Source organism: Aeromonas sp. R4-2, from assembly GCF_040908295.1.
Lineage (GTDB): Bacteria > Pseudomonadota > Gammaproteobacteria > Enterobacterales > Aeromonadaceae > Aeromonas > Aeromonas veronii.
Genome location: NZ_JBFODL010000011.1, coordinates 1 through 21,593, shown reverse-complemented (window position 1 = coordinate 21,593; position 21,593 = coordinate 1). Strand labels below are relative to the sequence as shown.

The 21,593-nt window shown below is 56.7% G+C and carries 21 protein-coding genes; 6 read left to right on the top strand and 15 right to left on the bottom strand.

The annotated features are described in order from the left end of the window. Positions 1 to 3: 3 nt before the first annotated feature. From iscU to trmJ, 4 genes are all read right to left on the bottom strand, one after another. Positions 4 to 387: a Fe-S cluster assembly scaffold IscU gene (gene iscU, locus AB5Y99_RS07405; RefSeq protein ID WP_005333813.1), complete on the bottom strand. Its 384-nt coding sequence runs from the start codon at positions 385 to 387 to the stop codon at positions 4 to 6. Positions 388 to 428: 41 nt separating this feature from the next. Beyond that, positions 429 to 1,643, bottom strand: coding sequence for an IscS subfamily cysteine desulfurase (locus tag AB5Y99_RS07400; protein WP_013723838.1), 1,215 nt, complete (start codon positions 1,641 to 1,643; stop codon positions 429 to 431). A gap of 53 nt (positions 1,644 to 1,696) precedes the next feature. Further along, complete coding sequence (gene iscR / locus AB5Y99_RS07395) at positions 1,697 to 2,200, bottom strand: Fe-S cluster assembly transcriptional regulator IscR (RefSeq protein WP_100653984.1); 504 nt, start codon at positions 2,198 to 2,200, stop codon at positions 1,697 to 1,699. A 92-nt stretch (positions 2,201 to 2,292) separates the two neighbouring features. Beyond that, positions 2,293 to 3,015, bottom strand: a complete 723-nt coding sequence (gene trmJ, locus AB5Y99_RS07390; RefSeq protein ID WP_368209257.1) for a tRNA (cytosine(32)/uridine(32)-2'-O)-methyltransferase TrmJ — start codon at positions 3,013 to 3,015, stop codon at positions 2,293 to 2,295. 187 nt (positions 3,016 to 3,202) lie between these two features. Between trmJ and AB5Y99_RS07385 the strand changes: the two genes are divergently transcribed. Continuing rightward, the gene (locus AB5Y99_RS07385; protein WP_139411853.1) at positions 3,203 to 3,619 is read left to right on the top strand and encodes a hypothetical protein; all 417 of its coding nucleotides are present in this window, start codon (positions 3,203 to 3,205) and stop codon (positions 3,617 to 3,619) included. Here the strand turns inward: AB5Y99_RS07385 and AB5Y99_RS07380 are convergent. Continuing rightward, on the bottom strand, positions 3,572 to 4,105 hold the full coding sequence (locus tag AB5Y99_RS07380) for an SCP2 domain-containing protein (RefSeq protein ID WP_005344837.1): 534 nt from the start codon (positions 4,103 to 4,105) through the stop codon (positions 3,572 to 3,574). The genes AB5Y99_RS07385 and AB5Y99_RS07380 overlap by 48 nt on opposite strands. 189 nt (positions 4,106 to 4,294) lie before the next feature. Between AB5Y99_RS07380 and AB5Y99_RS07375 the strand changes: the two genes are divergently transcribed. Both AB5Y99_RS07375 and AB5Y99_RS07370 read left to right on the top strand, forming a co-directional pair. After that, a complete protein-coding gene (locus AB5Y99_RS07375; RefSeq protein WP_064341956.1) occupies positions 4,295 to 5,290 on the top strand; it encodes a peptidase U32 family protein in 996 nt (331 codons plus the stop codon). A gap of 11 nt (positions 5,291 to 5,301) precedes the next feature. After that, on the top strand, positions 5,302 to 6,174 hold the full coding sequence (locus tag AB5Y99_RS07370) for a U32 family peptidase (RefSeq protein WP_368158145.1): 873 nt from the start codon (positions 5,302 to 5,304) through the stop codon (positions 6,172 to 6,174). Positions 6,175 to 6,238: 64 nt separating this feature from the next. Here the strand turns inward: AB5Y99_RS07370 and nlpI are convergent, their stop codons facing one another. From nlpI to queA, 7 genes are all read right to left on the bottom strand, one after another. Next, on the bottom strand, positions 6,239 to 7,183 hold the full coding sequence (nlpI, locus tag AB5Y99_RS07365; protein ID WP_005351017.1) for a lipoprotein NlpI: 945 nt from the start codon (positions 7,181 to 7,183) through the stop codon (positions 6,239 to 6,241). 90 nt (positions 7,184 to 7,273) lie between these two features. Next, entirely contained in the window at positions 7,274 to 7,642 is a 369-nt protein-coding gene (locus AB5Y99_RS07360) for a rhodanese-like domain-containing protein (protein WP_019446086.1), read from the bottom strand. A gap of 84 nt (positions 7,643 to 7,726) precedes the next feature. After that, positions 7,727 to 8,674 carry a protein translocase subunit SecF gene (gene secF, locus AB5Y99_RS07355; RefSeq protein ID WP_005337322.1) on the bottom strand — a complete coding sequence of 316 codons (948 nt, stop codon included), beginning with the start codon at positions 8,672 to 8,674 and terminating at the stop codon, positions 7,727 to 7,729. Between the two features lie 10 nt (positions 8,675 to 8,684). Then, on the bottom strand, positions 8,685 to 10,538 hold the full coding sequence (secD, locus tag AB5Y99_RS07350; RefSeq protein ID WP_201946061.1) for a protein translocase subunit SecD: 1,854 nt from the start codon (positions 10,536 to 10,538) through the stop codon (positions 8,685 to 8,687). 18 nt (positions 10,539 to 10,556) lie between these two features. After that, on the bottom strand, positions 10,557 to 10,892 hold the full coding sequence (yajC, locus tag AB5Y99_RS07345; RefSeq protein WP_005337327.1) for a preprotein translocase subunit YajC: 336 nt from the start codon (positions 10,890 to 10,892) through the stop codon (positions 10,557 to 10,559). Between the two features lie 52 nt (positions 10,893 to 10,944). Then, positions 10,945 to 12,081, bottom strand: coding sequence for a tRNA guanosine(34) transglycosylase Tgt (gene tgt, locus AB5Y99_RS07340; RefSeq protein ID WP_005337329.1), 1,137 nt, complete (start codon positions 12,079 to 12,081; stop codon positions 10,945 to 10,947). Positions 12,082 to 12,155: 74 nt separating this feature from the next. Then, positions 12,156 to 13,208 (bottom strand): tRNA preQ1(34) S-adenosylmethionine ribosyltransferase-isomerase QueA, encoded by a 1,053-nt coding sequence (gene queA, locus AB5Y99_RS07335; RefSeq protein WP_040066529.1) that lies wholly within the window; start codon positions 13,206 to 13,208, stop codon positions 12,156 to 12,158. Between the two features lie 212 nt (positions 13,209 to 13,420). On the opposite strand from queA, the gene AB5Y99_RS07330 reads away from it, so the two are divergent. The 3 genes from AB5Y99_RS07330 to ahpF all read left to right on the top strand — a co-directional run bounded on the left by AB5Y99_RS07330 (position 13,421) and on the right by ahpF (position 16,830). Next, on the top strand, positions 13,421 to 13,867 hold the full coding sequence (locus AB5Y99_RS07330; RefSeq protein WP_013723842.1) for a CBS domain-containing protein: 447 nt from the start codon (positions 13,421 to 13,423) through the stop codon (positions 13,865 to 13,867). 691 nt (positions 13,868 to 14,558) lie between these two features. After that, positions 14,559 to 15,125: an alkyl hydroperoxide reductase subunit C gene (gene ahpC / locus AB5Y99_RS07325; protein ID WP_005337335.1), complete on the top strand. Its 567-nt coding sequence runs from the start codon at positions 14,559 to 14,561 to the stop codon at positions 15,123 to 15,125. A gap of 124 nt (positions 15,126 to 15,249) precedes the next feature. Next, a complete protein-coding gene (gene ahpF / locus AB5Y99_RS07320) occupies positions 15,250 to 16,830 on the top strand; it encodes an alkyl hydroperoxide reductase subunit F (protein WP_368209255.1) in 1,581 nt (526 codons plus the stop codon). A 136-nt stretch (positions 16,831 to 16,966) separates the two neighbouring features. Here ahpF and AB5Y99_RS07315 read toward each other — a convergent pair whose 3' ends face one another. From AB5Y99_RS07315 to AB5Y99_RS07305, 3 genes are all read right to left on the bottom strand, one after another. Continuing rightward, positions 16,967 to 17,683: an SIMPL domain-containing protein gene (locus AB5Y99_RS07315; RefSeq protein ID WP_021229694.1), complete on the bottom strand. Its 717-nt coding sequence runs from the start codon at positions 17,681 to 17,683 to the stop codon at positions 16,967 to 16,969. Positions 17,684 to 17,739: 56 nt separating this feature from the next. Further along, positions 17,740 to 18,300, bottom strand: coding sequence for a hypothetical protein (locus AB5Y99_RS07310; RefSeq protein WP_368209253.1), 561 nt, complete (start codon positions 18,298 to 18,300; stop codon positions 17,740 to 17,742). 86 nt (positions 18,301 to 18,386) lie between these two features. Next, complete coding sequence (locus tag AB5Y99_RS07305) at positions 18,387 to 21,584, bottom strand: DUF5801 repeats-in-toxin domain-containing protein (protein WP_368209251.1); 3,198 nt, start codon at positions 21,582 to 21,584, stop codon at positions 18,387 to 18,389. Positions 21,585 to 21,593: the final 9 nt, after the last annotated feature.

Sequence of the window (21,593 nt, the reverse complement as noted above, 5' to 3'; positions counted from 1 at the left end):
CGCTTAGAGACCTTTCTTCTGCTTGTAATCGGCGATGGCGGCCTTGATGGCGTCCTCGGCCAGAATGGAGCAGTGGATCTTCACCGGTGGCAGGGCCAACTCTTCGGCGATATCGGTGTTCTTGATGCCAGCCGCTTCGTCCAGGGTCTTGCCCTTGACCCATTCGGTCACCAGGGAGCTGGAGGCGATGGCAGAACCGCAGCCGTAGGTCTTGAACTTGGCATCTTCGATGATGCCTTCATCGCTGATCTTCAATTGCAGCTTCATCACGTCGCCACAGGCGGGCGCACCGACCATGCCGGTTGCAACGCTGGGATCATTCTTGTCGAAACCACCGACGTTGCGAGGATTCTCGTAGTGGTCGATTACTTTTTCACTGTAAGCCATATCTCACTCCTGCTAATTCTGTTGCTCACTGACCCGGTGGATCAGTGATGAGCCCATTCGACCGTGTTCAGATCGACGCCGTCTTTGTACATCTCCCACAGGGGGGACATCTCGCGCAGACGACCGATGGAGTCACGAATAAGCTTGACCGCGTAGTCAATCTCTTCCTCGGTGGTGAAGCGACCCATGCTGAAACGGATGGAGCTGTGTGCCAGCTCGTCGTTCAGACCCAGTGCGCGCAGCACATAGGAGGGTTCCAGGCTGGCGGAGGTACAGGCCGAACCGGAAGAGACCGCCAAATCTTTCAGCGCCATGATGAGGGATTCCCCTTCCACATAGGCAAAGCTGACGTTGAGGTTGCCCGGAACACGTTGCTCCAGATCGCCATTGATGTAGACGGCTTCAATATCCTTGATGCCATTCCACAGACGCTGGCGCAGTGCCAAGATACGCTCGCCTTCACTCACCATCTCTTCTTTGGCGATGCGGAAAGCTTCGCCCATCCCGACGATCTGGTGGGTCGGCAGAGTACCGGAACGCATGCCGCGCTCGTGGCCGCCACCGTGCATCTGGGCTTCCAGACGAACGCGGGGTTTGCGGCGAACAAACAGTGCACCGATCCCTTTCGGACCATACACCTTGTGTGCTGAGACGGAGAGCAGGTCCACTTTCAGTGCTTCCACATCTACCGGGATCTTGCCCACACTCTGAACGGCATCCACGTGCAGCAGGATCTTGCGGGAACGGCACAACTCGCCGATGGCGGCAATGTTCTGAACCACGCCGATTTCGTTGTTCACATGCATGATGCTGACCAGGATGGTGTCATCACGCATGGCATTCTCGATCATCTCGATAGTGAACAGGCCGTTGGGCATCGGCTCAAGATAGGTCACCTCGAACCCTTCACGCTCCAGCTGGCGACAGGTATCGAGCACCGCCTTGTGTTCGGTCTTGGAGGTGATGATGTGTTTGCCCTTGCTGGCATAGAAGTGGGCAACACCCTTGATGGCCAGGTTATTGGATTCGGTCGCACCGGAAGTGAAGACGATCTCGCGGGGATCGGCACCGATCAGATCTGCCACTTGATTACGGGCCAGATCCACCGCCTCCTCGGCTTGCCAGCCAAAGCGGTGAGAACGGGAAGCCGGATTGCCGAACAGGCCATCCATGGTGAGACACTGCATCATTTTTTCTGCGACACGCGGGTCCACCGGACAGGTTGCCGAATAATCAAGGTAAATAGGCAGTTTCATGTTTTTCTCCGTCACAGTCCGGGTCATACAGAGTCCCGCTGTGGAAAGCACGTTTATAGTTGGACTTTCAAGCTCACATCGCCGTGTTCTGCCCGTTCAACCAGGGACAACACGGTCTTCATTTGTTCATCTTGCTTGCCGGCAATCCGGCGCACATCGGCCTGGCGTACCAGCTCGGCCAGGGTGATATCCCCGAGGAAGCTGGAGATCCGCTCACTCAGATCACGCCACAGGGAGTGAGTCAGGCACTGGGTACCGCCGTGGCAGCCGCCCTTGCCGAGGCACTTGGTTGCATCGACCGACTCATCGACCGCGGTGATCACCTGACCAACCGAAATCTCGCCTGGGGCCAACCCGAGGCGATAACCACCGCCCGGGCCACGCACGCTGCTCACCAGACCATGTTTGCGCAGGCGGGCAAAGAGCTGCTCGAGATAGGACAACGAGATGCCCTGGCGCTCGGAAATATCGGCAAGGGGGACGGGCCCCTGCTCTGCATGCAGCGCCACGTCGAGCATGGCGGTTACAGCGTAACGTCCTTTTGAAGTCAGTCTCATGTGCCTTACCGTCTTGCGAAGCAATTTAATGGGGCACATGGTCACATACCCGACCAAATCAGTCAAGTATATGGTTGAGTAAATCAGTCGGATTAATCCGGTACGCGCGCTTTCTGCACCGAGGTCAGAATACCGCGCAGAATGTTGAGCTCCGCCCCTTCCGGCCGAGCCCGATTGAACAGGCGACGCAGCTTGCTCATCACATGACCCGGATGGTCATCGGCAATAAAACCGGTCTTCATCAGGGTTTGTTCCAGGTGCTGATAAAACCCTTCCAGCTGGGCGGCACTCGGATAGACCATCTCGTCTTCAGGCTCGGCGGCCTGCCCCTGCAGCCAGCGCATCCGCACTTCGTAACAGAGGGTCTGCACCGCCATGGCCAGATTGAGAGAGCTGTAATCAGGATTGGCCGGAATGGCCACGTGGTAGTGGCACTTTTGCAATTCGTCGTTGGTGAGACCGGTGCGCTCACGACCAAACACCAGCGCAACCGGGTGCTGCATCCCCTCAACCACCGACTTTTCGCCGGCCTCACGGGGATCGAGCATGGGCCAGCTCAGGGTTCGAGAGCGGGCGCTGGTGCCAATCACCAGACCACAATCGGCGATCGCGTCGTCCAGTGTCGGGACGATACGGGCATTAGCAAGCACATCGCTGGCACCAGCCGCCAGGGCGAAGGCATTGTCATCCGGCAAGGCTTGCGGATCAACCAATACCAGCTGGGTCAACCCCATGGTCTTCATGGCGCGTGCCGCAGACCCCATGTTGCCGGTATGAGAAGTGTTTACCAAAACGATACGAATCTGATCCAACATGCCCAGTCAATCTTCAGTCAAAAATGGCGCGCAATTGTAACATAAGAGAACACGATGTTGGCACCGTAAAAGCCGAGCCATTTCAGAACAAAACCAGCCGTTTGTATAACAAACCAGCATGAGGGAAGTGAGAGGGGGGGACTAAACTTGATGGATATCCGATAAACGGCACAGGAGACACCACGCCATGCTTCCTCCCTTTATCTATGAGAGATTGCCCAGCCTCTACCTGCTGGCAGCCATTGCCATTATTACGTTGAGTGAACAGCCCCTGCTCTGGTTTGCAGGCGCCTTGCTGTTTATCGCCGGAGCGGTGACCTGGATGATGCGTTCCAGCTACCGGCGTACCGATCTGATTATCTTTCCGAGCAAACGCTGGCTGCAGCCGGAGTGGCTGTATGAAGCGCAGCCCTTCATCTGGCTGGCTGCGGGGCTGGCCATGTCACAGCTGCCCGCCCCTGCGGCACTCATCGCCTTGGTGCCCTGTCTGTGGGCCTGTCGTTGCCTCTGGGCACGGCACCATTATCGTCGCCATGCCCATGGGGTGATTGTCCACTTAAGACGGGATTCCGCCCGGCGCCGTCTGCACCGGAGCCTGCGCTGACTCGGTGCGGGCGCGTTCGATAAACGTCGCCAGATCCATCAGGGGATACTTCATCAGGCTTGGCAAGCCATCGAGATCCAGACTGTCCATCAGGTTTTTCACCTCAAGGCCCAGTTCGGTATCCCCTTCTATCTTCAGCTTGCGCTGGAAAAAGAGCGAATCCGGATCCTCTTTGCGACCGGCAATCAGGATCAGGTCGTTGGCGGTACCGCTGAAGCAGACATCGGCCTTGTCACACTCGCGAGCTACCACCAGCTGGCCATTCTGCTCACTGATAAACCAGCACAGCTCCAGATCAGAGACTTCGACTTTCAGCCACTTGTCTGCCAGAAACTCGAAATCGCCATCTTCGATAGCCTCTTTGAATACCCGGGCCAGCAAACTCTCCATCAGCTGCTTTTGCAGATTGAAGGGAACCAGCTTGAGGGGATGGCGCAAGAAGCGCGGAGCCTGTTCGACCAGGCGGCGTTGCAGTTGTTGAAACACGATAGACTCCCTTTTTTGCGCATTCAAACACAGGGAGAGTGGCAAGATCCTGTTGGAAATCAAACTTGTGCAGGGTTACCTCAAGAAGGGTAAAGCCACATAAAGCTGCCTCAGGTCAAAAAGCGGGAGTGCATGGCTGCATACAATCAGGGCTCGTTTGCCCTTCATATGCACTCTCGGAGCGTACCAATGGAATTACTCTGTCCGGCAGGCAGTTTGCCGGCACTGAAAACCGCCGTGGATAACGGGGCCGATGCCGTTTATATCGGTTTCAAGGATGACACCAATGCACGCCACTTTGCCGGTCTCAACTTTACCGACAGCAAACTGGAGAAGGCGGTAGATTATGTGCATCAACATGGTCGCAAGCTGCATATTGCCATCAATACCTTTGCCCATCCCGGGGCCGATACTCGATGGAAACAGGCGGTTGATCGCGGGGTGGCCCTCGGCGCCGATGCGTTAATCATCGCCGATCTCGCCGTGCTGGATTATGCCAGCCGCCACTACCCCGAGATGGAACTCCATGTCTCGGTGCAGGCCAGCGCCACCAATGCCGCCGCCATTCGCTTCTATCAGCAGCAATTCAATGTCACACGGGTGGTGCTGCCCCGGGTGCTCTCCATGCATCAGGTCAAGCAGCTGGCCCGCGAGACCGATGTTGGCCTTGAGGTATTCGCCTTTGGCAGCCTCTGCATCATGGCCGAGGGGCGCTGCTATCTCTCCTCCTACATGACTGGCGAGAGTCCCAACACCGTCGGCGCCTGCTCACCGGCCAAGTTCGTCCGTTGGGAAGAGACCCCGAATGGTCTCGAGTCGCGGCTCAACGAGGTGCTGATCGACCGCTATGGCCCGGGCGAAAATGCCGGTTACCCGACCCTCTGCAAAGGGCGTTTCGACGTGGATGGCCAGACCTACCACGCGCTGGAAGAGCCCACCAGTCTCAATACCCTGGGTCTCCTGCCCGAGCTGTTCAAGACCGGGATCCAGTCGGTCAAGATTGAAGGGCGCCAGCGCAGCCCCGCTTATGTGGAGCAAGTGACCCGGGTCTGGCGTGCAGCCATCGATGCCTATCAGGCCAATCCCGAGGCCTATCAGGTTAAAGCTGAGTGGGATGCCCAGCTAGCCCGCGTCTCCGAAGGTAGCCAGACTACCCTCGGCGCCTACCATCGTCAGTGGCAATAAGGAGTCCACCCATGCAATTTTCTCTCGGGCCTCTGCTCTTCTACTGGCCCAAAGCCGATACCGAAGCCTTTTACCATGCCGCTGCCGACAGTCAGGCCGACATCATCTATCTGGGGGAGACCGTCTGCAGCAAGCGGCGCGAACTCAAAGTCGATGACTGGATTGCGCTGGCCCGTCAGGTGGCCAACTCCGGCAAGCAGGTGGTGCTCTCGACCCTCGCCCTTATCTCCGCCCCTTCCGAGCTCAAGGAGGTGAAGCGGCTGGTCGACAATGGCGACCTGATGGTCGAAGCCAACGATCTCGGTACGGTGCAACTCGCCTGGGAGGCAGAGATCCCCTTCGTCTGTGGTCCCGCCATCAACGCCTATAACGCAGATGTGCTGCGCATGCTGCTCAAACAGGGGATGAAACGCTGGGTCATGCCGGTGGAGCTCTCCCGTGACTGGCTGATCCAGCTCAATCAGGATCTGGGCCCCCTACGCGACCAATTTGAGGTGGAGGTGTTTGCCTACGGCCATCTGCCGCTCGCCTACTCGGCGCGCTGCTTCACCGCCCGCTCCCTCGACAAACCGAAAGACAACTGCGAGCTCGCCTGCATCAACTACCCCACCGGACGACTGGCCAACAGCCGCGAGGGGCAGCGGGTGTTCAATCTCAACGGGATCCAGACCCAGTCCGGTTACTGCTACAACCTGGGTAACGAGCTGGCTGGTATGGAAGGTCTGGTAGATGTGGTCAGGCTTTCGCCGCAAGGGATGGAGACGCTGGAGATGCTGGCCCGCTTCAAAGTCAACCGGCAGGGCCAGGCTCCCCTCTCCTTGCAGCAAGGAAGTGACTGCAACGGCTACTGGCGCCAGATCCCCGGCATGAGCCTGGTGGAGTAAACCCGCCATACGCCCAACAAAAAGGCCTCATCGCGAGGCCTTTTTACCACTATCTGGCAGTGGTTCAGGAGGGCTGATCACCCTTGTTACGAGCGCTCTGGGCACCTGGCGGCAAGGGCTTGCGCGCCATCAACTCCAGCTCCAGCAGCGCATAGCGGTGCTCGATGAAGTCATAGACGTTGTTAGATAAGGCCAGCTTGAAGTAACTGATGGCCTCCTTGCGGTTGCCTTTGCCCAGCTCGAACTTGCCCAGATAGAAGTAGGTTTCACACAGGCGCTCGGCAAGCTCCCGGTTATCCTTCACCCCTTTCACCACGTTGCCCATCAGCTGGGAAGCGTTGATCTCGCCGGTATAGAGGCGAACCAGATCCCAGTTCCAGGCGTCGTCATCGTACTTGTTGAGACGCTCGCGCATCCGGCTCATGGCGGCCGACGGGTCGAGTTTCTGCTCAGCCAGATAGAGCCAGATCACCCGATAGGGGTCTTCCGGCTGCGCCTCGTAGAAACGCTTCATATCGGCCGCGGCCAGTTCGGGACGGTTGCCGTAATAGAGGGCGATGCCACGGTTGAGATAGGCATAGTCATAGTCCGGCGCCAGTTCGAGGGCGGAATCGAAGGCATCATAGGCTTCGTCGTAATTCTGCTGCTGTACCAGATAGACGCCGATGAAGTTGTAGGCCTCGGCGAAATCCGGTTTCTCCCGCAGGGCACGGTTGAAATCGAGCCGCGCGAGGGAACGCAGACCAACCCGATCAAACACCACGGCACGCTCATAGAACAACTCTGCCCGTTGCTCGGTGGTCAGTTCCATTTCACTGAGCATCTGCCCGAGTCGGGCGAGCGCCAGCTCACTCTGGTAGGAGACCTGCAGGGGGGTCGCCAACACCAGTGAAGCAGGCTGCGGCTTGGGAACCTTGGGGGTGTTAACCTGACTGCTACTGCTGCAACCCCACATGGGAAGCAACAACAGGATACCGAGGAGGTATCCAATCCCTTTCCTGACGTTCAATGAACACTCCGACGCTTACGCTTGACCCCGCATATGGTAAAGGTCAACTGCCGCTTTGTCATGTAGCTGTGCCCCTCTACCTCAAATAAATCAGGATTCGACAGGGTATCCGGCATCGCACCAACCGCGAAACCCGCCGTCGACGCTGATCACCTTGCGATAACCCATCTGTTGCAGGTTGTCCGCCGCCAGAATTGAGCGAAAACCACCACCACAATAGAGGTAGAGCTCGGTCTCGAGATCCGGGAACTGGGTCTCGATATCCCGCTCAATCACGCCACGACCCAGATATCGGGCACCGGGCAGATGGCCTTTGGCCCACTCGCTCTCTTCCCGCACGTCGATCAGGTGAAACGTGCGCCCTTCATCCTGCCAGCGCTTGATCTGGTGAACATCGGTTTCGGTGATGCGGGAGCGGATCCCGTCAACCAGCGCCAAAAAACGGGGATTGTGATGCATGACAAACTCCTGTTGTTTAAATCATGTGCGTCAGCAAACGACACGCAGAGATAAGAAAAGAGCGCCATGAGGCGCTCTTCACTGTTACGGCAGGATTTCCTGTTGATCCGCACCCTCTTTCTCTACCTGGGTGGGCAGCATGTGCTCGCGCTTGACGCCGAGGAACATGGCAAACGCACTCGCCACATAGATGGAGGAGTAGGTACCGAACGCCACACCGATCACCATGGCCACGGCAAAACCGTGGATCAGCGCACCGCCCTTGAGCAGCAGCGCCAGCACCACGATAAAGGTAAGGCCGGAGGTGATGATGGTACGACTCAGGGTCTCGGTCATGGAGAGATCCAGAATGTACTCGGTATCCCCTTTACGCACCTTGCGGAAGTTCTCCCGCAAGCGGTCGAACACCACGATAGTATCATTCAGGGAGTAACCCACCAGGGTCATCAGTGCCGCCAGTACAGTCAGGTCGAACTCGTACTGGAAGTAGGCAAAGACACCCAGCGTGATCACCACGTCGTGCACCAGGGAGAGAATGCCCCCCAGCGCCAGACGCCATTCGAAACGCACTGCCACGTAGGCCAGGATACAGAGGATGGAGGCCAGCATCGCCAGCGCACCATCGGTCGCCAGTTCATCCCCCACGGAAGGGCCGACAAACTCGACGCGTTTGAGCACTGCGCCCTCGTCGAGCTGCTTGGCAGCCGCCAGCACTTCGTTACCCTGTTGTTCTACCTTGACCCCCTCTTTCGGGGTCAGGCGGAACAGCACGTCACGGCTGGAGCCAAAGTGTTGCAGGGTTGCCCCTTCAATCTTCTGCTCTTCCAGAGCGTCATGGATCTTGTCCAGGCTCACCGACTGCTGGAACCCCACCTCGATAGTGGTACCACCGGTAAAGTCCAGACCCCAGTTCAGCCCCCGATCAAACAGGAAGAACAGGGCTACCACCATCAGCACGGAAGAGAAAACCACACCCGGCTTGGCATAGCGCATAAACGGGATCGGTTTTTCAAAATGTAGAATCTGAAACATCTCTCTATCCTCAGATGGGCAGCTTGTCGATACGCCGTCCACCCCAAGCCAGGTTGATAATGGCACGGGAAACTGTGATGGCAGTAAACATGGAGGCGGTCAGACCAATGCCCAGCGTCAGGGCAAAGCCCTTGATGGCGCCAGTACCGATACCGAACAGGATCACGCAGGTGATCAGCGAGGTCACGTTGGAGTCGGCGATGGTGGAGAATGCCCGATCAAAGCCCAGATGGATGGCTTGCTGAACACCGCGACCGTTGCGGATCTCTTCACGAATACGCTCGTAGATCAGCACGTTGGCATCCACCGCCATACCCAGCGTCAGGACGATACCGGCGATACCCGGCAGGGTCATGGTGGCACCAGGGATCATCGACATGATGCCGACAATCAACACCAGGTTCATACAGAGCGCCAGGTTGGCAACCCAGCCGAACGCGCGGTAGTAGATCCCCATGAACAGCACGATCACCAGCATGGCCCAGCCGATGGCTTCCATACCGCTGTCGATGTTCTGTTGACCCAGGCTCGGGCCAATGGTGCGCTCTTCCACGATCTGGATCGGGGCGATCAGGGCACCGGCACGCAGCAGCAGCGCCAGGTTGTGGGCTTCGTTGGCATTGTCGATACCTGTGATACGGAACTGGCTGCCAAGACGCGACTGGATGGTGGCGACGTTGATCACCTCCTCCTGCTTGCGGAACTTGCGCTTACCATCCGGACCCGGTTGACCGACCGGCTTGTACTCGATGAAAACGGTCGCCATCCCTTTACCGACGTTGTCCTTGGTAAAGTTGGCCATCTTGTTGCCACCCTGGCCATCCAGCTTGATGTTGACCTGGGGACGGCTGTACTCGTCGAAACCGGACTGGGCACCCACGATGTGGTCACCGGTCAGGATCACCCGCTTTTGCAGCACCACAGGGCGACCGTTGCGATCGTTGTAGAGCTTGGAGCTGGGTGGGACACGGCCATCGGCCGCAGCCTGGATGTCGGCAGTCTCATCGACCATGTGGAATTCCAGGGTCGCGGTTGCCCCCAGGATCTCCTTGGCGCGGGCGGTATCCTGAATACCGGGCAGTTCAACGACAATGCGCTCGGCGCCTTGCTGTTGTACCAGCGGCTCGGCCACACCCAGTTCGTTGACCCGGTTACGGATGATGGTGATGTTCTGCTCGAGGGCGTACTTCTTCACTTCCTTGATCTTGGCTTCGCTCAGACCAGCCAGCAGGATAAACTCATCCCCTTTCTGCTCGGTAGTGAAAGTCAAATCAGGGTTCTGACGACGCAGATGAGAAACGGCGCGTTCCTGATCGGCTTCGTCACGGAAGATCACCTGCACCTGATCACCGACCCGGCGCACGCCGGAGTAACGGATCTTCTGGGTGCGCAGCTCGGAGCGGAAATCCTGCACCATCTGCTCTTGCTGCTTGGTCAGTGCTTCGGCCATGTCCACTTCCATCAGGAAGTGCACACCACCGCGCAGATCAAGACCCAGCTTCAGAGGCGCCGCACCGATGGCTTCGAGCCAGGCGGGAGTGGAAGGTGCCAGGTTGAGTGCGGTAATGAAGTTGTCGCCCAGCTTGTTGGCAACGATATCACGCGCCTTCAGCTGGTCTTCGGTGTTCTTGAAACGGATCAGGATAAAACCGTGCTCGAATGCAGCATGTTTGACCGGGATCTTGGCCGCTTCAAGGGTCTCTTTCACCAGATCAAGAGTATCTAGCTTGACTTCGGCACCACGGCTGGCAGAAACCTGCAAAGCCGGATCTTCGCCGTAAAGATTGGGGGCTGCATATAGAAAACCGATGGCGATCACCAGGATCACCATCAGGTATTTCCACAGCGGATAGCGATTCAACACGCTGTGCTCCTTGGGAGATTAAAGGGACTGGATAGAACCCTTGGGCAGAACGGCAGAGACGAAGTCCTTTTTGATGGTGACTTGAGTCTGGTCGTTCAGGGCGATCACCAGGTAATCGCTGTCTGCAGCCACTTTGGCAATTTTGCCAACCAGGCCACCGGAAGTGAGCACTTCATCACCCTTGGACAAGGAGCTCATCAGATTGCGGTGATCCTTGGCACGCTTGGCCTGGGGACGATAGATCATGAAGTAGAAAATCAGGCCGAATACGGCCAGCATGATGATCATTTCCATACCACCACCCTGTGCACCCGGTGCTGCGCCTTCTGCATACGCCTTGGAGATAATGCTCATTTAACAACCTCTTATTGATGTAGATTAAAAAAAACAAAATTATATGTTGTTGTTATTTAACGTCATTTTCAGCTAACGGAGGCACAGGCTTCCCTTGCCGACGGTAAAACTCTGTTACAAAGTCGTCTAATTTACCCTGCTCGATCGCGTCCCGCAAACCCTGCATCACACGCTGGTAATAACGCAGGTTATGAATCGTATTCAGACGGGCACCGAGGATCTCGTTGCACTTGTCCAGATGGTGCAGGTAGCTTCGGCTGTAGTTCTTGCAGGTGTAGCAATCACACTCGGCATCCAGGGTACTGGTGTCGTTGCGATGTTGGGCGTTGCGGATCTTCACCACACCATCGGTGGTGAACAGGTGGCCGTTACGGGCGTTGCGGGTCGGCATGACGCAGTCGAACATGTCGATACCGCGGCGCACCCCTTCCACCAGATCTTCCGGCTTGCCGACACCCATCAGGTAGCGCGGCTTGTCAGCCGGAATTTTCGGGCAGACGTGCTCGAGGATACGGTGCATGTCCTCTTTGGGTTCACCCACCGCCAGACCACCGACCGCATAACCGTCGAAACCGATCTCCAGCAGCCCCTTGAGGGAGACATCACGCAGATCTTCGTAGACCGAGCCCTGGATGATGCCGAACAGGGCGTTCTTGTTGCCCAGCGCATCAAACTTGTCGCGGGAGCGCTTGCCCCAGCGCAGGGACATCTCCATGGACTTGCGCGCTTCTTCATAAGTGGCCGGGTACGGAGTGCACTCGTCGAAGATCATCACGATGTCGGAGCCCAGATCGTACTGGATCTCCATGGACTTCTCGGGGTCGAGGAAGATCTTCTCGCCATTGATGGGGTGACGGAAGTGGACGCCCGCTTCGGTGATCTTGCGAATATGGCCTAGGCTGAACACCTGGAAACCACCGGAGTCGGTCAGGATCGGGCCCTGCCAGTTCATGAAGTCATGCAGATCGCCGTGGGCACGCATCACTTCCTGACCCGGACGTAGCCAGAGGTGGAAGGTGTTACCCAGCAGGATCTGGGCGCCGGTTTCACGCACTTCTTCCGGGGTCATCCCCTTGACGGTGCCGTAAGTCCCGACCGGCATAAAGGCCGGTGTTTGTACCACACCACGTTCGAAGACCAGTTGACCGCGACGGGCACGGCCGTCGGTGGTTTTCAGTTCAAATTTCATTGCTACCTCGGCTGCGTCAGATAAACAGTCTGACAATAGGAGGGCCGCTCACGGCCCGGTAAATAAGCTGAAGCTTATGCTTCAACCTGGCGACGGGTGACGAACATGGCGTCCCCGTAGCTGAAGAAACGGTACTGCCCGGCCACGGCTGCCTGATAGGCCGCCATCACGTTGTCATAACCGGCAAAGGCGCTGACCAGCATGATCAGGGTCGACTCCGGCAGATGGAAGTTGGTGACCATGGCATCGACAATCTGGAACTGGTAACCAGGGAAGATGAAGATATCGGTGTCACTAAAGAAGGGCGCCAGCGGTTTGCCCTGCGCCAGGGTGACCTTGGCCGCGCTCTCCAGCGAACGGACCGACGTGGTCCCCACCGCGATCACCCGGCCACCACGGGCACGGGTGGCCGCGATGGCATCTACCACCTCTTGCGGCACTTCCGCATACTCGGAGTGCATATGGTGATCTTCAATCTTATCTACCCGCACCGGCTGGAAGGTCCCCGCCCCTACATGCAGGGTGACGAAGGCCGTTTCAACCCCTTTGGCCCGAATTTTCTCAAGCAGCGGCTCATCAAAGTGCAGACCGGCGGTCGGCGCCGCGACGGCGCCCGGCTTTTGATTGTAAACGGTCTGGTAGCGCTCCTTGTCGGCATCCTCGTCGGGACGGTCGATATAGGGGGGCAGCGGCATGTGGCCGATGGCCTCCAAAATCTCCAGCACCGGACGCGGGTCGAGGAAGTGGATCTCGAACAGGGCGTCGTGGCGGGCGCGCATCTCGGCTTCAACACCACCATCCATGATCATCCGGGTGCCGGGCTTGGGCGCCTTGGAGGCACGGACATGGGCCAGCACGCTGTGCTCGTCCAGAATGCGCTCGACCAGTACCTCCAGCTTGCCGCCGCTGGCCTTCTGGCCAAACATGCGAGCCGGAATGACACGGGTGTTATTGAATACCAGCAGGTCACCCGGATTGAGCTGATCCAGCACATCCACAAATTGACCGTGGCGCAGGGCGCCAGTTTGACCATCGAGCTGCAACAGGCGGCTGGCGGTACGCTCTGCCATCGGATAGCGGGCAATCAGCTCGTCTGGCAGATCAAAATGAAAATCGGATACTTGCATCTTTCACCTCGGGGGGAATCGGCGGCTAGTCTAGTTATCCCCATCTTCCAAGGCAACCCAAAAGACCAAAAACCCAAGAGAGACAAGGGGTAGCGAGCAATATTGAGACACACCTCCGGTTAATGATTCTTTAATGTTCTGTATTGACCCTGATCATGTTTTGCCAGTTGGGGCTGGGCTAGGGTGAAAGCAGATACACAAGGAGGCCCACCATGATGACCCTATCCGAAATCATGACCGAACACCCCTTCACTCTGGGTCCGTCAAACAGTGTCAAACAGGCGATGGACCTGATGCAGCAGGAGCGGATCCGCCACATTCCCATCGTCGACGAGCAGCACCACCTGCTGGGGCTGGTGACCCTTACCGATATCCTAGCCACCCGGGAATCCAAGCTGCTGCTCATCAGCCCGGAGCGGGAAGCCGAATTTACCGACAGCGTGCAACTCGACGAGATCATGACACGGCAAGTGGCGAGCGTAGATCCTCACGCCGGCATCAAGGAGGCGGCACTTTACCTGCAGCGGCACAGATATGGCTGCCTGCCGGTACTCAAAGGACGCAAGCTGATCGGCATTGTCACCGAGTCGGACTTCATTGCCGTGGCCATCAACCTGCTGGAATTGATGGAAGAGCAGGAACCACCTACCGACTTTTGACAGATCTGGATGTAATTAAATTACAATAAAAGCGTTTTCAGCCGTCAAAATAAGCTAAAATGATGAAACACTTTCATTTTGATTGAAAAATTACACCAAATACTTGCCTTGTGATCTGCGTCACACTATCATCCTCTCATGCAATAGTTGCCGAGGGGGAGACGAGGGATTGTGCACCCATTATCTTCCTCTCATATGTCTGCAAGTTTGCACACCCCGTAGTTAGTCTTTGCTGTAAAGCATTTGTTTATATAGCCATTCCTTGTTTGATGACCCGGCCCTGTCGTTGCGATAGCGCCGGGATTTTTTTATCTGCGCTTTTCGGCTTCCCCCTTACCAGCACATCCCCCATCGCTGCGAGCAGCGGTCTCAACCTCCTGCGCCACCTGTTTGCACCACCGTTTATCTCATCGCGTTATCGTGGCTCTGCACACCTCTTCCCATGCCTTGAAAAGGCGATGTAGCGCACAGATATTGAATCACGACAAGGAGTTATCTCAGTAGGCCTGAGATATTCATGTTAGGTACAGCCATAGTGAGTTATCTAATAAGTAGATTTAAGCGATTCAAAATTGCGGCTTTTATCGATTAGCGGAAGCCCCTATGATGAATCCATCGAAAGTTAAGCGCCTCGTCTGGCAAGACTCTTCAACACCAGACCGGCATATGTACATCACCAAGGAGCAATTACATGTCTACCTACATCAACACTGAAATCAAGCCGTTCAATGCTACCGCCTACCACAATGGCAAATTCGTTCAGGTGTCTGACGCTGACCTGAAAGGCAAGTGGTCCGTGGTCTTCTTCTACCCGGCTGACTTCACCTTCGTTTGCCCGACCGAGCTGGGCGACCTGGCTGACAACTACGCTGAATTCCAGAAACTGGGCGTCGAGATCTACTCTGTCTCTACCGATACCCACTTCACTCACAAAGCATGGCACGACACTTCTGACACCATTCAGAAGATCCAGTACCCGATGATTGGTGACCCGACTGGTACCATCACCCGCAACTTCGGCGTGATGATCGAAGAAGCTGGTCTGGCTGACCGCGGTACCTTCGTGATTGACCCGCAGGGCATTATCCAGATCGTCGAGATCAACGCTGGCGGCATCGGCCGTGACGCACTGGAACTGCTGCGCAAAGTCAAAGCAGCCCAGTACGTTGCCTCCCACCCGGGTGAAGTGTGCCCGGCTAAATGGAAAGAAGGCGAAGCCACTCTGGCCCCGTCCCTGGACCTGGTAGGCAAGATCTAAGCCTCCCGCTTCCAAGACCGGCCCGCATAAGGGCCGGTTTTGTTTCCGGCCCCAAGCAAAGGCGCCGGTCTGCTTTACGGCTTACATCTCACGCCGACCCGCAATCACAAGAAGGAATTCGAAGATGTTGGATACCAACCTCAAACAACAGCTGAACACCTATCTGCAGTACATCGTCAATCCCATCGAGATCAGCGTGTCCGGCAACGACAGCGACAAATCTGCAGAGCTGCTGGCACTGGCCAGCGAGATCGCCGAGATGTCCCCCAAGATCACCCAGACCTCTGGCACTGCCGCTCGCAAGCCTTCCATGAGTGTCGCGCCGCAGGGCCAAGCCCCGCGCGTTCACTTTGCCGGCATCCCCATGGGTCATGAATTTACCTCTCTGGTGCTCGCCCTGCTGCAAAGCGGCGGCCACCCCTCCAAGGCCGATGCGGCCGTGCAGGAGCAGATCCGCAATCTCAAGGGTGAGTTCCACTTCGAGACCTATATCTCCCTCTCCTGCCACAACTGTCCGGACGTAGTACAGGCCCTCAACCTGATGGCGACCCTGAACCCCGGCATCACTCACACCATGATCGACGGCGCCCTGTTCCAGGAAGAAGTCAATGAGCGTCAAATCATGGCGGTACCGAATGTCTACCTGAACGGCCAACCGTTCAGCCAAGGGCGTATTTCGCTGGAAGAGATCATCGCCAAACTCGACACCGGTGCTGCCGAGCGCAAGGCCGCCGAGCTGAATGAGAAAGATCCTTACGATGTGCTGGTCGTGGGCGGTGGCCCGGCTGGCGCCGCAGCGGCCATCTATGCCGCTCGTAAAGGCATTCGCACCGCCATCGTTGCCGAACGTTTCGGTGGTCAGGTGATGGACACCGTCGGCATCGAGAACTTTATCTCCGTGCCCTACACCGAAGGCCCCAAACTGGCCGCCAGCCTGGAGCAGCACGTCAAAGAGTACGGCGTGGAAGTGATCACCGAGCAGCGTGCCGCCGCCATCAGTAAAGATGGATATGTGAACGTGGATCTCGCCTCTGGCGCCACCTTGAAGAGCCGCGCCGTGATCCTGGCGACCGGTGCCCGCTGGCGCGACCTGAACGTGCCGGGCGAGCTCGAGTACCGCACCAAGGGCGTGGCCTACTGCCCGCACTGCGATGGTCCCTTCTTCAAGGGCAAGCGAGTGGCGGTGATCGGTGGCGGTAACTCCGGCATCGAGGCAGCGATCGACTTGGCTGGCATCGTCGAGCATGTGACTGTGGTGGAGTTCGCCGACACCCTGCGAGCCGATGAAGTGCTGCAGAAGAAGGCTCGCTCCATGGGCAATATCGACATCATCATGAGCGCGCGCACCACCGAAGTGATCGGTGATGGCAGCAAGGTGGTCGGTATGGACTACGAAGATCGCACCACCGGTGAGATCAAACACCTGGCGGTGGCTGGTATCTTCGTCCAGATCGGCCTGGTACCGAACACCGAGTTCCTGAAAGGGAGCGAGATTGCCCTGACCCGCTTTGGCGAGATCGAGATCGATACCAAAGGGGCGACCTCCCTGCCCGGCGTCTACGCCGCAGGGGATGCCACCACGGTACCGTTCAAGCAGATCATCATCTCCATGGGTGCTGGCGCCACCGCCGCACTGGGTGCGTTTGATTACCTCATCCGCAACCCGGCTCCTGAAGCGACCAAGGTTGACGCTGTGACTGTCTGATAAACCCAGCGCAACAAAAAGCCGACGCCCGATGAAGTAAACACGAGCGTCGGCTTTTTTATATCTGCATCAATGCGCAATAAAAACCCCGCAGCAAATGGCGGGGTTGTTCATGACTGGACTTAAACGACGGGCATCACTCCAGCAAGAAAACAGCCTCGATATTATCACTTACCGTGATCTGCTGTTGTTGATAGCTGTTGTCCGCCATATCCGGCGCGGGAGCAGCCATCGCCATGGCCTGCACCACCTTCAGGTTGCGGCTGTAGGCGGTAATGGGCGAAGCATTGCGGTACTCCACACTGTAAACCTTGCCAAGCTTCATCCCGAACGCCTTGGCCAGAGATTCAGCCTTGGTTTTGGCATCCTCAACTGCATTCAAACGGGCCTGCTCCTTGATGACCTGCGGCGATTTCAACCCGTACTCAATCTGGGATACGGACTCCAGCCCGGCTTTGAGTGCGGTATCCATCAGGGGGCTCAATTTATCCAGTTGATAGAGTTTGACCGCCAATTGCCGTTGGGCACGATACCCCAGCAATACCGGCTTCTTGTTCTCGCCATACTGATATTCCGGAGAGACCATCAGGTTGCCAGCCTCAACATCGCTGCGCTTGATCCCCAGCCCTTCCAGTTGGCTGAAAAAGGCTGCGACCTTGGTATCGACCTGCTGCTTGGCCTTGAGGCCCTGCTTATCCAGTGCACTCACCGCCACATTGAGGGTGAGCATATCGGGTTCGGTCTTCTGCTCGGCATAACCGCTCACCACCAAATGGGGCGCTTGCGGCACTTCAATCGCCAGCAGCGGAGCACTGACAACCAGAGCGGAAAGAGTAAGAAGGGGACGCCACATAGAAAAAAACCTCAATCGGAAAGATTGAGGCCATTATGCCCGTGCTGCTACGGGATTCATATATCGTGCAAGGGGGGGAGCTGATCCAGTATCTGATTGGTCAGATCGAGACTAATGGTGACCATGCTGCCGGGATCCTGGCTCTGGTTTGCCATATCCAGCGCAGGAGCCGCGCCACAGACCAACACCTCATCATCGAAATGGAACGAGTCCCACGACAGAACGTGTCCTTGCACCGCCTGTTCGATATGGGTGCCACCACTATCCTCCTCCATCGCAGACCAAGGGATGGTATCAGATGGCCCCAGTAAATCATGCAACAACGGAGAGTGAAAGCTGGCCAGCGGATACTCCTGCTGCCCCTGATGATGGCCAACCAGAATCATATTATGCGCAGACTCGGTATCCGTGACCGGCACATAAGTGATAGAGGCCGTAGCGAAGTCAACATAGAGCGAGCCCGCTACATCACCGGCCTCATTCTCAATCTCCATCCCATCCAGCCGATCCCCCGCGATCGAGGCCTGATAGCCAAACTGGCCTGCGCAGGTAATGTTCCCCTGCCCATCCCAGCTATAACGGATGCCATCAATGTCGACCCAGTTGAATGACTGCATGATTACCCCTCTCCTCTACTGCAGCTATCTTATCCATCCCCTTGGGGAAAAAACAGGGGCCAGGCAAGCCCAACCCCGAGACAAGGTTACGGATCAACCTTCAAATTGCCCTGATTCAACAGATCTTCAATGATGGTCTGATCGTTACGCGTCCCTCCCAGTGTCAGATCAATGCTGTCAAACCGAATGACATGAGTCGTACTGCTTCCCCCTGAACCATCAAGATCGATAGTGAGCGTAGACTTGCCACTCCCTGGCCCACTGGAGAAGGTGAGATAGGCATCCAGCGAGTTCTTATTGGCATGTTCACCAGTAAGCAGTTCGCTGATATCCAGCACATCACCGCCAGTTCCAGTGGTGAAGTCCTTGATCACATCGGTGCCACCAACATCTCCAGCGCCCCACTTGAAGGTGTCCTTGCCAGCCCCCCCAGTGAGGGTGTCAGACCCGGTCCCACCAATCAGAATATCGATACCGTCACCGCCAATCAGGATGTCATTCCCTTTTTGGCCATAAAGCACATCATTACCGTCGCCACCTTCAAGGGTATCATCGCCACCGACAGCCCCCTCCTTACCATACACTGCATGCCGACTGTAAAGTTCGTTGAGCAGTTGCCCACCACTCTTGCCCGGATTGTCTGCCACAAACTCGAACCAGCCACCATCCACATTGTCCGCATGAACGCTGTCACCAAAAATCACGTCGTTGCCTGCACCGCCCTGCAACAGGTCAGAGCCGACACTAACAGCGGTAAAGAGCGAACCCAAGCCACTGGACAGGTCATCAAAGTTGTCTACGGCGAGGTAGTTGTCTGGCGTGTTATCAATCGCATTGAGGTTATTGCCAAATGATGCACCTGATGGCACCCCAATCCCGACCGCATTAATCACCACCCCAGGAGCCGTCAACGCATTCAGGGCTGCCATACCGTTAGCAATCTGGGTTGAATTGGTCCAGCTTCCAACAGTTGGCTCCCCGTCCGTGAGGAAGTAGACATACTTATGATCCGCGACAGGATCCCCGGTCATCATGGTATTAAGAGTTGTCAACGCAGCCTGATAGTTGGTCCCCCCCCCTGAGCGAGTTAGATTACTGACAGCCTGCTGAGCAGCGGTAACCGAGGAATAGGTACCCACAACGTTGCTATTATCTGCAAACGTACCAATCTCGACTTGCAACTGTGATATGCCACTGAACTTGGCCAGCAAGTTATTGATGGCATCTTTCATGAGCTGGAATTCAGTGCCGCTAATACTTCCCGACATATCAATCATGAATGTCAGGTTGTAACTACCCGAAGTCACTCCGCCAACATCACCGATCAATACATCTGCCCCAACTCCACCCACTATTGCCCCATCCACATCCGGAGCAAGAAGAGGGTTGGGACGAACGTGATCGTCAATGGCCGTGCTTGCCCCAGAACCAGTGTCATTGGCATTGCTACCAACCACCAGGACCGGATTGATAATGGTCAACTTGGCACTGCTGGTATCACCGTCGCCATCCTTGATCTTGTAAGTGATCTCGACAGGAGCCCCCTCAGCACCTCCTGATGGTGGTGTGAATCGGTAATCACCATCATTTTCAATGTATAGGGTGCCCTTATTGGTACCCAGTGCGATAGAGAAAGAGGTATTGCTGTTATTAAAGGTGTAGGTTGTTCCGTTGTACTCCACAGAAACCAACTTGGGCGTAGCGAAACCATCAGCACCGGCACTGTCATTGGCTGTGACATTACCATCGATTACCTGCGTCAGGTTGGTCAGAGTTCCCGACAGCTGACCCGCGGTATTGATCACCACCACATTGCTGTTGTGAGCACCACTAGGTGACCAAGCGACACTTTGCAAGTCGGCATCAAGCACGCTGGTTGAGCCAATTCCCACGGCATAGGCACCATCAATACCTTTTTGCGTCAGGAAATTCGTCCACTCATTACGCTCTGCGGTGTTAATAGCGTCATCGGTCGAACTGGGCACACCATCCGAGATGAAAAATACAAAGGTATTATCAGCCGAAGGCGGTGTTCCATAGTTGTCCTGTACCGCTTGCAAGGCATCATCGTAGTCTGTCGAACCACCGGAAGAGATAGTTGTCAGCTGACCAGTCGCCTGGTCCTTAGTCAGCCATACCTGACTACCGACACTCTTGACGGTGGCAGAGCCCGCAAAATCAACCAGCATAACCTTGACCAACGAGTTGCCATAGCTGTTCATCAGATTCGTTACAGCATCCTTGATAACCTGCATATTGGTATCACCAATACTGCCTGAGCTATCGAGAACCAACACCAGGTTGACAGTGCCATTAGTGCCACTGGTAATGGTATCAGCCACAGCACTCGGACCGTCGTCTTTGAAGGCGATATTCAACCCGCTCGCACTGGTCGCGGTCGTGCTGTCACCATCACGGTCGGTCACGGTCTGCACCACCTTGATGGCTGCCGCCAGCGAGACGCTGTCATCATGGTCACTCGCACTGCTGCCATCCACACCGTGTTCCAGCGCCGCATACTGGGTCACCGTGACCTTGCCGCTACTGTCTATCCGCACGCTGAAGGCCTTGGTGCCACTGGTGCTACCGCCGGTCCATCCTTCATAACCGTTGGCCACGGCCACCAGTTTGATTTCGCTGGCACTGCCACTTTGTCCCTCCAACCACAACCCGGTCCCTGCACCTGCCGTGGCACTCAGGCTGTACTGCACACTACCGCTGCCGTCAGCCCCATACTCCGGCGTATTGAACAGGCCGCTGATGGCGCTGCTGGTGATGTCGATTGCATCAAAACCGCCAGTTTCATCCAGGGTTGCGCCAGCACTGGCTGCCGCTTTGGCCGAGGCACTCGGGCCATCGTCTTTGAAGCTGATGGCACTGCCCAGGTCCACGCTCGCGCTCTGGCTGTCGCCATCCTTGTCGGTGATGGTGCCCACCAGTTGCACCAGGTTGGCTGACAGCAGGCTGCTCTCCTGATCCGGGCCGCTGTTCGGGGTGTGTGCGATGGCACGCTCTTGATCCAGTGTCACCTCCCCGCTGCTGTTGACCGACAGGGTAAAGGCCACACTGCCGCTGCTGCCACCCACCCGGCCGACCACGCTGCCACTCTCCAGATAGAGCAGGATGTCCTGACCGGTCGCGGTGTCGTTGAGCCCGCTATCTGCCCCGGCAGCACTGACATTCAGGCTGTAAACCAGGGTGCCGGCCCCATCGGCGCCAAAGCTGCTGGTGAACAGGCTGGCAAAGCTGGTGCTGGCATTGAGTGACAGGTTGCTTTCGTCCACCTGCAGACT

Coding starts and splice junctions, on each gene's coding strand:
- ahpF (WP_368209255.1), top strand. CDS start 15,250: ATGTTGGATACCAACCTCAAACAACAGCTGAACACCTATCTGCAGTAC.
- AB5Y99_RS07385 (WP_139411853.1), top strand. CDS start 3,203: ATGCTTCCTCCCTTTATCTATGAGAGATTGCCCAGCCTCTACCTGCTG.
- trmJ (WP_368209257.1), bottom strand. CDS start 3,015: ATGTTGGATCAGATTCGTATCGTTTTGGTAAACACTTCTCATACCGGC.
- secF (WP_005337322.1), bottom strand. CDS start 8,674: ATGTTTCAGATTCTACATTTTGAAAAACCGATCCCGTTTATGCGCTAT.
- tgt (WP_005337329.1), bottom strand. CDS start 12,081: ATGAAATTTGAACTGAAAACCACCGACGGCCGTGCCCGTCGCGGTCAA.
- iscR (WP_100653984.1), bottom strand. CDS start 2,200: ATGAGACTGACTTCAAAAGGACGTTACGCTGTAACCGCCATGCTCGAC.
- AB5Y99_RS07375 (WP_064341956.1), top strand. CDS start 4,295: ATGGAATTACTCTGTCCGGCAGGCAGTTTGCCGGCACTGAAAACCGCC.
- AB5Y99_RS07315 (WP_021229694.1), bottom strand. CDS start 17,683: ATGTGGCGTCCCCTTCTTACTCTTTCCGCTCTGGTTGTCAGTGCTCCG.
- AB5Y99_RS07360 (WP_019446086.1), bottom strand. CDS start 7,642: ATGCATCACAATCCCCGTTTTTTGGCGCTGGTTGACGGGATCCGCTCC.
- AB5Y99_RS07400 (WP_013723838.1), bottom strand. CDS start 1,643: ATGAAACTGCCTATTTACCTTGATTATTCGGCAACCTGTCCGGTGGAC.
- iscU (WP_005333813.1), bottom strand. CDS start 387: ATGGCTTACAGTGAAAAAGTAATCGACCACTACGAGAATCCTCGCAAC.
- yajC (WP_005337327.1), bottom strand. CDS start 10,892: ATGAGCATTATCTCCAAGGCGTATGCAGAAGGCGCAGCACCGGGTGCA.
- AB5Y99_RS07370 (WP_368158145.1), top strand. CDS start 5,302: ATGCAATTTTCTCTCGGGCCTCTGCTCTTCTACTGGCCCAAAGCCGAT.
- queA (WP_040066529.1), bottom strand. CDS start 13,208: ATGCAAGTATCCGATTTTCATTTTGATCTGCCAGACGAGCTGATTGCC.
- AB5Y99_RS07330 (WP_013723842.1), top strand. CDS start 13,421: ATGATGACCCTATCCGAAATCATGACCGAACACCCCTTCACTCTGGGT.
- AB5Y99_RS07310 (WP_368209253.1), bottom strand. CDS start 18,300: ATGCAGTCATTCAACTGGGTCGACATTGATGGCATCCGTTATAGCTGG.
- ahpC (WP_005337335.1), top strand. CDS start 14,559: ATGTCTACCTACATCAACACTGAAATCAAGCCGTTCAATGCTACCGCC.